Source organism: Kitasatospora sp. NPDC048540, from assembly GCF_040651175.1.
In the GTDB taxonomy this organism is placed as follows: Bacteria; Actinomycetota; Actinomycetes; order Streptomycetales; family Streptomycetaceae; genus Kitasatospora.
Window position 1 is genome coordinate 1 of record NZ_JBEZIR010000207.1, and the last position, 8137, is coordinate 8137.

At 75.4% G+C, this 8137-nt stretch carries 8 protein-coding genes; 5 read left to right on the plus strand and 3 right to left on the minus strand.

The window, feature by feature from the left end:
* Positions 1 to 187: 187 nt before the first annotated feature.
* From AB0D08_RS39260 to AB0D08_RS39280, 5 genes are all read left to right on the plus strand, one after another.
* Positions 188 to 667 (plus strand): CcdC protein domain-containing protein, encoded by a 480-nt coding sequence (locus AB0D08_RS39260; RefSeq protein WP_051813260.1) that lies wholly within the window; start codon positions 188 to 190, stop codon positions 665 to 667.
* A gap of 31 nt (positions 668 to 698) precedes the next feature.
* The gene (locus AB0D08_RS39265) at positions 699 to 1859 is read left to right on the plus strand and encodes a histidine kinase (RefSeq protein ID WP_359895125.1); all 1161 of its coding nucleotides are present in this window, start codon (positions 699 to 701) and stop codon (positions 1857 to 1859) included.
* Positions 1829 to 2605, plus strand: coding sequence for a response regulator transcription factor (locus tag AB0D08_RS39270; protein WP_359895127.1), 777 nt, complete (start codon positions 1829 to 1831; stop codon positions 2603 to 2605). The genes AB0D08_RS39265 and AB0D08_RS39270 overlap by 31 nt, the downstream gene beginning before the upstream one ends.
* Positions 2606 to 2941: 336 nt before the next feature.
* Entirely contained in the window at positions 2942 to 3421 is a 480-nt protein-coding gene (locus tag AB0D08_RS39275) for a DUF485 domain-containing protein (RefSeq protein WP_359895131.1), read from the plus strand.
* Between the two features lie 35 nt (positions 3422 to 3456).
* A complete protein-coding gene (locus AB0D08_RS39280; protein WP_051813269.1) occupies positions 3457 to 5082 on the plus strand; it encodes a cation acetate symporter in 1626 nt (541 codons plus the stop codon).
* Positions 5083 to 5146: 64 nt separating this feature from the next.
* On the opposite strand, the gene AB0D08_RS39285 is transcribed toward AB0D08_RS39280, so the two are convergent.
* The 3 genes from AB0D08_RS39285 to AB0D08_RS39295 form a co-directional block, all read right to left on the minus strand.
* The gene (locus AB0D08_RS39285; RefSeq protein ID WP_033822463.1) at positions 5147 to 6406 is read right to left on the minus strand and encodes a hypothetical protein; all 1260 of its coding nucleotides are present in this window, start codon (positions 6404 to 6406) and stop codon (positions 5147 to 5149) included.
* Between the two features lie 109 nt (positions 6407 to 6515).
* Positions 6516 to 6911, minus strand: coding sequence for a hypothetical protein (locus AB0D08_RS39290; protein WP_149038355.1), 396 nt, complete (start codon positions 6909 to 6911; stop codon positions 6516 to 6518).
* 226 nt (positions 6912 to 7137) lie between these two features.
* Entirely contained in the window at positions 7138 to 8040 is a 903-nt protein-coding gene (locus AB0D08_RS39295; RefSeq protein WP_359895129.1) for a sucrase ferredoxin, read from the minus strand.
* Positions 8041 to 8137 lie beyond the last annotated feature (97 nt).

Consider the following 8137-nt stretch of genomic DNA (forward strand, 5'->3'; position numbering starts at 1 on the left):
GGGCTCGCCCGCGAGCTGATGGGCGACCGGGACCGGACGGCCGCGCGCCGGGCCGGACTGCGGCTGCTGCACGAACCGGACCGCGCCCGGCGCCGTTCTGTTCCACCCGTGCTCCGAGGACCGGCGCGACGCGGATCCGTAGCGTCGAGGACGTAGTGCAGACCCCCGTCCGAACGGAGAATCCGCCATGAGCGGCCTCGTCAACGTCCTCGTCGTCCTCGCGGTGATCGCCCTGGTGGTGACCAGGCAGTTGCGTGCGCGCAAGGTCGACACCGACCGGCGCCTGTGGGTGCTCCCGGTGGTGCTGGCGGTCCTCGCGGTACGGGACCCGCAGCTGGTCGACCCGGCCCACCGGGCGGCCGCGGCCGGCCTGTTGGCCGCCTCCGTGGCGACGGTCCTGGCGATGGGTTGCGTCTGGGGCTGGACCGTCAGGCTGTGGCGCGAGGCCGACGGCTCGGTCTGGGCCAAGGGCACCAAGGCGACCGTCGCCGCCTGGGTCGGCATGATTGTGCTGCGGCTCGGCTGGTACGGGCTGGGCGTGGCCCTGCACGTGCACCAGAGCAGCAGCGCGCTGCTGCTCTCGCTGGCCGGACTGCTGCTGGTGCGCGGCCTGGTGGTGAACCGGCGGGTGCAGCGGCTCGAGCACAGGTACGACGTAGCGGCCTGACCCCCGCATCACCGTCCCGGAGGGACCCGAGGTGGACCACGAGATCTGGACCGGCTGGCCGGCGACCGACGCCCATGGCGGGGACCGGCCGACCCGGCCCCGGCAGGCGCTGGGCCTGGTGGGCCGGCTGGTCCTGCTCGCGGCGACGCTCACCAGCACCTTCGCCGACGACCGGTTCACCGGGTGGGCGGCGGTGGTCGCGGCCGGCTGGATCGTCTCGGCCGTCGTGCTGTTCGCGTTGTTCTTCCGGGCCGCCCGGGGCCGGCGGATCCGGGGCGCGCTGCTCGCAGCCGCGGCGCTGCTCGTGATCGCCGCGCTGGCGAAGGAGGGCGGCGCGGACGTCCTCGCCGGGGTGCTGTGGTGCGGGCTCGGGATCACCGCGCTGATCCGGTTGCCGCGGGCCGCCGGGCTGCCCACCGCACTGGCCGCGCTCGGCAGTTACGCGGCGCTGGGCGACGAGCCGCTGCTCGCCGGGATGGCCACGGCGGGCGGCCTCGGGCTGCTCGGCTGGCTGCTGCGGCTGGACGCGGAGGCCCGTGGCACCCAGCGCAGGCTGCTCCAGCAGGAGCGGGCCGCCCGGGTCGCGGAGGCCGAGTCCGCGGCGCTCGCCGAACGGGCCAGGATCGCCCGGGAGATCCACGACGTCCTGGCGCACAGCCTCTCCGCGCAACTGGTCCACCTGGAGGCGGCCCGGCTGATGCTGGACGGCGGCGCCGAACGGGAGCAGGTGCGCGAACGGGTGGTCGCCGCCCGGCGGATGGCCCAGGAGGGGTTGGCCGAGACCCGGCAGGCACTGTCGGCCCTGCGCGGCGAACTGACCCCGGTCGGCGAGTTCCTGGCGGAGCTGGCCGGGCGCGAGCAGGCCGTGCTCTCGGTCGAGGGCACGCCCAGGCCGCTGGCCGCCGAGGCCGGGCTGGCCGTGCGGCGGACCGCACAGGAGGCGCTCACCAACGTCCGCAAGCACGCCCCGGGCGGGCGGGTCTGGATCCGGGTCGCGTACCTGGCCGACGTGGTGGAACTGGAGGTCCGCAACAGCCGTCCGCCGCGCGGCGCCCCGGCCGGCGCGCTGGCCGCCAGCGGCAGCGGGTACGGTCTGCTCGGGATGCGCGAGCGGGCCGAACTGCTCGGCGGAGAACTGCAGGCGGGCGAGGTGGACGGCGGATGGCGGGTGCTGCTGAGGGTGCCGGCGTGAGCGGGGAGCGGCCCATCAGGGTGCTGGTCGCGGACGACCAGACGGTGGTGCGCGAGGGAATCGTGATGCTGCTGGGACTGCTGCCCGGCATCGAGGTGGTCGGGGCGGCGGGCGACGGCGAGGAGGCCGTCCGGATGGTCGCCGAACTCGCCCCCGACGTGGTCCTGATGGACCTTCGGATGCCGCGCTGCGACGGCGTCGAGGCCACCCGCCGGATCCGGGCCGCCCATCCGGCCATCGAGGTGGTGGTCCTCACCACCTACGCCGACGACGACTCGCTCTTCCCCGCGCTGCAGGCCGGCGCCCGCGGGTACCTCACCAAGGACGCCGGGGCGGAGGAGATCGCCCGGGCCGTCGCCGACGTCCGCTCCGGCGCCGGCGCACTCTCGCCGCAGGTCCAGCGGCGGCTGCTGGACCGTCTCTCCGGGACGCCCGCGGCACCGGCGCCCGGGACGCCGTCCGGCCACCCGGTGGCTTCGCCGGTTCCCGTGCCGCAGTCGCAGTCGCAGTCGCAGTCGCAGTCGCAGCCGCCCGCCGCGCTGCCGGACGGGCTCACCGTACGGGAGGCCGAGGTGCTGGCCCTGATCGCCGACGGCCTGTCCAACGCGGAGATCGCCGGGGAGCTCTTCGTCAGCCAGGCCACGGTGAAGACGCACATCAACAACCTGTTCGCCAAGACGGCGGTACGGGACCGCGCGCAGGCGGTGGCCTACGCCTTCCGGCACGGAATCCGGCGCAGTTCGTGATCTGACTGGCCCTCACCTGATTGGGTGAACGTATCTGCAACCAGGCCCGGCAGGGCCGGGGAGCGCGGATCCTGGTGCCGTCAGCGCACGACCGGAAGCACCCCCTCCGGGCGGCGAACCCGACGCCCGCCCCGCACGGAGCGTCCCGGCCGTGGAGTACCAGTGGCACAGCAGGAGAGGTTCGACTGGTGGGCCGCCGGGCCCGCGCGGCGCCCGGGACCCCGGAGGCGCCTCCCGGCGGCCCGGCCCGGATCCGGGCCCGGAAAGTTCGCATCCGCCCGGTCCGGCGCGGCGCCGGCCGCACCTCCGGCGTCGGCCGCACCCACGACACCGGCCATCGGACCGTCCGCCGCCCCCGCAGCACGGCCGGTGGCGCCGACCCCGGCGCCGCCGGAACCCGCGCCGTCCGCAGCGCCGTCGAAGCCCGCGTCCCCGAGATCCCCGAGACCCGTGCCGCCATCCGTCGTGGCCCCCGCGGCCCCCGCGGCCCCCGCCGCCGTCGAGGCCGGTCAGGTCTACCGCTCGGTTCAGCAGAGCCCGGCCTTCCAGCAGATCCGCCGCGGCTACCGGGGATTCGCCTTCCCCGCCACCGGGCTCTTCCTCGGCTGGTACCTGCTCTACGTCTGCGCCCAGGCCGCCGCGCCCGACCTGATGCGCCGCCAGGTGGCCGGTCCGGTGAACGTGGCCTGGGTGCTCGGCCTGCTCCAGTTCGCCTCCACCTTCCTGTTGACGTGGCTGTACGCCCGCAACGCCCGGACCGAGCGGGACCGCGCCGCCCTCGGGCTGCGCTGGGACACCCAGGACCAGCTGCGGTGAGCGGCACCCTCGCCCCGACCGCCGCCGCGCCCGAGGTGACGACCGTCGCGGCCACGGCGGACACCAGTGGGCACCACGGCCTGGCGGTGGCGCTGTTCGCGGTGGTCGTGCTGGTCACCCTGGTGATCACGCTCTGGGCCGGACGCCGCGGCCAGGCCGCCGAGGACTTCTACGCGGGCGGCCGCGGCTTCGGCCCGCTGCAGAACGGGCTGGCGCTGTGCGGCGACTACCTCTCCGCCGCCTCCTTCCTCGGCGTCACCGGTCTGATCGCGCTCTACGGCTACGACGGGGTGCTCTACAGCATCGGCTTCCTGGTCGCCTGGCTGCTGGTGCTGATGCTGGTCGCCGAACTGGTCCGGAACACCGGCCGCTACACCTTGGCCGACGTGCTGGCGGTCCGGATGCGGCGACGGCAGGTCAGGGCCGCCACCGGCGCCGCCAGTGTGGTGGTCAGCCTGCTGTACCTGATCGCCCAGATGGTGGGGGCCGGCAGTCTGGTGGCGCTGCTGCTGGGCACCGGCGCCGGGGCGGCCAAGGCCTGGACGATCGTGGGCGTCGGAACCCTGATGATCGTGTACGTCACGGTCGGCGGGATGCGCGCCACCACCTGGATCCAGATCGTCAAGGCGCTGCTGCTGCTGGCCGGTTCGGTGCTGCTGACGGTGCTGGTGCTGGCCCGCTTCCACGGTGACGTGGCGGAGCTGATGCGCTCCGCGGCGCACCGCAGCGGCGCGGGGGCGGCCTACCTCGAACCGGGACTGAAGTACGGCGGCGGGCCGACCAGCCGGATCGACTTCGTCAGTCTCGGGCTGGCGCTGGTCCTGGGCACGGCGGGGCTGCCGCACATCCTGAGCCGCTTCTACACCGTGCCCACCGCGCGAGCCGCCCGCCGGTCGACGGTCTGGGTGATCGCCCTGGTGGGCGGGTTCTACCTGATGGCGGTGGTGCTCGGACTCGGCGCGGGCGCGCTGGTCGGCGCACCGGCCATCCGGGCGGCCAACCCGGCCGGGAACACGGCCGTTCCGCTGCTCGCGCTGGACCTGGGCGGGGGCGCCGGCTCGACGGCGGGTGTGGTGCTGTTCGCCCTGATCTCGGCCATCGCGTTCGCCACCATCCTCGCCGTGGTGGCCGGGCTGACCCTGGCCTCCTCGGCCGCCTTTGCGCACGACCTGTACGCCCGGGCCTGGCGGCGGCCCGACGAGCGGGAGGTGACGGAGCGCCAGGAGCTGGTGGCGGCCCGGACGGCCGCGGTGGTGATCGGTGCCGCCGCGATCGTGCTCAGCCTGTTCGCCCAGCGGCTGAACGTGGCCTTCCTGGTCGGCCTCGCGTTCGCCGTGGCGGCCTCGGCCAATCTGCCCACCCTGCTGTTCAACCTGTTCTGGCGGCGCTTCACCAGCCGGGGCGCGGTCTGGTCGGTGTACGGCGGGCTGGTGCCGGCGGTGGTGCTGGTGGCCTTCTCGCCGGTGGTCTCCGGCGCTCCGGGTTCGGTCCTCCCGGGGGTGGACTTCCACTGGTTCCCGCTGGAGAACCCCGGGCTGGTCTCGATCCCGCTGGGCTTCCTGGCGGGTTGGGTCGGCTCGCTCACCTCGCGGGAGGAGCCGGACCCGGAGGCGTACGCGGAGCTGGAGGTCAGGTCGCTGACCGGGGCCGGCGCGGTGTAGCGGTCACGCCGGCCCCGGGCGGACGCGCGGACGCGCGGGCCTGGGAGGTCGGGAGCTCAGGAGCTCAGGAGGTCAGGATGGTGAGGATCTCCGCGGTGATCTCGTTCTCGTTGCGCTCGAACTCGGGGCCGGTGAGCCGGTCGCGGTCGGCCGGCAGACCGGTCAGGACCGGGGTGTGCAGATGCCCGCCGGGCAGGGCCGGGTCGAGTTCCAGCCGGAGCCGGTTGCTGCGGTAGGCGACCTCGTTGGAGAGGTAGCCGCCGCCTCCGCCGGCCACCGCCCGGGAGCCCGGGGTCGGGCCGTCGGCGCGGTCCACCGGCCCGCTGCCGCCCGCCGGTATCTCGGTGACCTCGGTGTTCAGCAGGACGGGGTAGGGCGTCTGGGTGGCGTGGGTCATCGCGTCGGTCGGCAGGGTGGTGGCGATGAACTCCGGGCCGGGGCCGAGGCCGGGGGCGTCCACCGGGTGGTCGTAGCTGCCGCCGGCGAGCGCGCCCTGGTTGTCCGGGTACGGGTCGGCGGAGCGGGCCCGTCCGGCCCAGGCCTCCAGGGTGAACAGTCCGGGGTAGCCCTGGCTGATGGTGGTGATCCGGTCGGCGCTGCGGGGGCCGGCCGCCATCCGCGGGCCGAACGCGCGCTCCACGATGCCCTGGTCGAAGTCGGCGTACCGGACCGGCAGGACGACGGCGCGGATCTCGGCCCGGCTGCCGTCCGCGAGGGTGACCTGGCGGCCGTTCAGCCGCAGCGCGGCGGAGCCCGAGGGGTTGGCCGTGCGGACGTCGCCGTCCAGGCCGAACGGGTCGAAGCCGCTGATGAACATCCGCCGCACGCCCGGTGCGCCGGTGAACCCGTTGGCGGTCAGGCCGCGCGAGGCGTCCTCGAAGCGGGTCCGCAGGGCCGCCCGGTCGACCGGGAAGTCCGGCTGCCAGGCGGCGAGTTGGGTGGTCATGGTGACCCTGGTCCAGTACAGCGGGCGGTCGTCGCCCTGGGCGAGGTCGCCGCCCGGGCGGCGGCCCTGGGCGCGGTCGACGGCGGACTGCCAGAGCGCCTCGCCCCACGCGTCCATCAACTGCCCGGCCTCGGCGGGATTGCGGACGCTGCACAGGGCCGCCGGGAACCGGGTGGTGAAGGTGGTCAGCCCGGCCCGGGCGGTGAGCGCGGCGGTCCTGGGGTCCTGGAGCCGGCTCTGTTCGCGGTCGGGCGCCACGGCGGTGGTGCGGCAGCCGGCCGGGGTGGCCGCAGCAGCAGCGGCGGCGGGTGGTGCGGCGAGGAGGGCGGCGGTGCCGAGCAGTGCGGCGGCCAGCGGGAGTTGGCGGGAGGGAGTCATGCCGTGTGACATTACACTTGCACCTCTCCGCTGGGCAGGGGGCGCGGTGGGAGTCCGGCCGGCGGGTCCGTGCCCGGGCCGGCCGGACTCCCGTGCGGGTGGCCCGCTGTCAGTGCGGGCTGGTGCAGGTGGTCGCCTGGAGCTCGGGCCGTCCGGCCGGGCCCCCGGTGGCGCAGACCTGGGAGAGGAACTCGGTGGTGACGGCCGGGGTGCTCACCTGGACCGAGCCGCTCTGGATCCGGGTGGCCGAGGCCACCGTCTCCCACGGGCTGCCCCAGGCGCGCTGGATCTTCACCTCGACCCGGAGGGTGGTCAGCTGGCTGCCGGCGGCGTTGATCCGGGCCGAGCCGACGATTCCGGAGCCGGTCGGCTGGTGCCAGGCGCAGGGGACGTTGGCGAGGGTGGGACAGGACGGCTCCACCGGGGCCGTGGCGCTGGATGGGCCCGCCGCGAGGGCGAGGATCCCGGCCGTTGCTGCCACCAGACTTGCGATACGGGACATCATGGCACTGTTCTCCTTTGAATCAGAGCCGGTTGGCTTTCGCTGCCGAGCATGTCATGTACGTGACTGCTCGGTCACTGTGGGTTGTCTCACGTTTGTGGAGGCGTCGGAACGTTCGGTCGGGCGTGTCGCTGGGCGTGTCGCCCGCCCTGCCCGGGCATGCCGAAGGGCGGGTGCCGGGCATCACCGCCCGCCACCCGCCCCTTCGCCCCGATCCGCCGAAGACCCGTCAGAGGGGATCGACCGCGACCACGTCCATCCGCACCGGCCGACCGGGCGCCTTGCCGCAACTCTCCGGCCTGGGCGGCTCACTGGCTCCTGCGGTCACCGCGACCCGCCAGCGGCGGCCGTCCCGGTGCGCCACCTCGACGTCCCAGCGGCCGTCGCCGTCCACCCGCTGAACCAGCGTCAGCTCCTCGGCCCCGGTCTCGCCGGTCAGCTCCCGCACCGCCTGCTCGGCCGCCTGGCCGGGCCGGTCCCAGCAGGACCGCCCGCGGGAGAACTCCGGCACCGTGAGCCCGCCCGCCGTCGCGGTCAGCACCTCCTTGGCCGCGGCCCCGCTGAGGCGTCCGTACGCGTACCCGAACGGCAGCACCAGCATGGTCGGGGAGAACCGGTGGCCGCCGAGGTGGGTGACCTCCCAGACCTCGCCCAGGCCGGCGCCCGCCAGTTCGGCGGCCAGCGGGCGGCCGAGCAGCGCGCAGCAGCGGTCGCGGCGGCCGTTGGTGCACACCAGGGCGATCGGGTCGCCGCGGTGCTCGGCCCCCAGGCCGCCGTGGTCGCCGGCGCCGAGCGCGGCGAGGTCGAGGCCGAGCAGCTCGGCGGGGTCGGCGACGGTCAGCCGGCGGACCCAGGAGGCGCCCGGCCGGGTGTGCGCGACGATCACCTGGTGCCGCGGGGCGGGCGGCGCGTCGGCGTGCCGGCCCGGGCGCCGGATCAGGGCGACCCGGACGCCGGTGCCCGCCGCGGCCCGGTCCAGGGCGCTGCCCAGCTCCGGGTCCAGATGGCTCTCGGTGAGCGCCTTCGCGCCCCACGGCCCGGCCTGTTCGACCAGCAGCCAGGTGGCGGCGGTCGCCGCGGTGGCGGCCAGTGGCTCGGTCAGCTCACGGGACAGCGTGGTGCAGGTGCTCACCCTGCCAACCCTACCGGCGGGGGCGGGCCCGGCACCCGGCGCCGTACCCGTCCACCTCGGAGACCAGCTCCTCGGCCTTGCGCCGGGTGAAGTCGAA

Excerpts from the sequence above, each read along its gene's own strand:
- AB0D08_RS39260 (WP_051813260.1), top strand. The coding sequence starts at position 188 with ATGAGCGGCCTCGTCAACGTCCTCGTCGTCCTCGCGGTGATCGCCCTG.
- AB0D08_RS39270 (WP_359895127.1), top strand. The coding sequence starts at position 1,829 with ATGGCGGGTGCTGCTGAGGGTGCCGGCGTGAGCGGGGAGCGGCCCATC.
- AB0D08_RS39285 (WP_033822463.1), bottom strand. The coding sequence starts at position 6,406 with ATGACTCCCTCCCGCCAACTCCCGCTGGCCGCCGCACTGCTCGGCACC.
- AB0D08_RS39290 (WP_149038355.1), bottom strand. The coding sequence starts at position 6,911 with ATGATGTCCCGTATCGCAAGTCTGGTGGCAGCAACGGCCGGGATCCTC.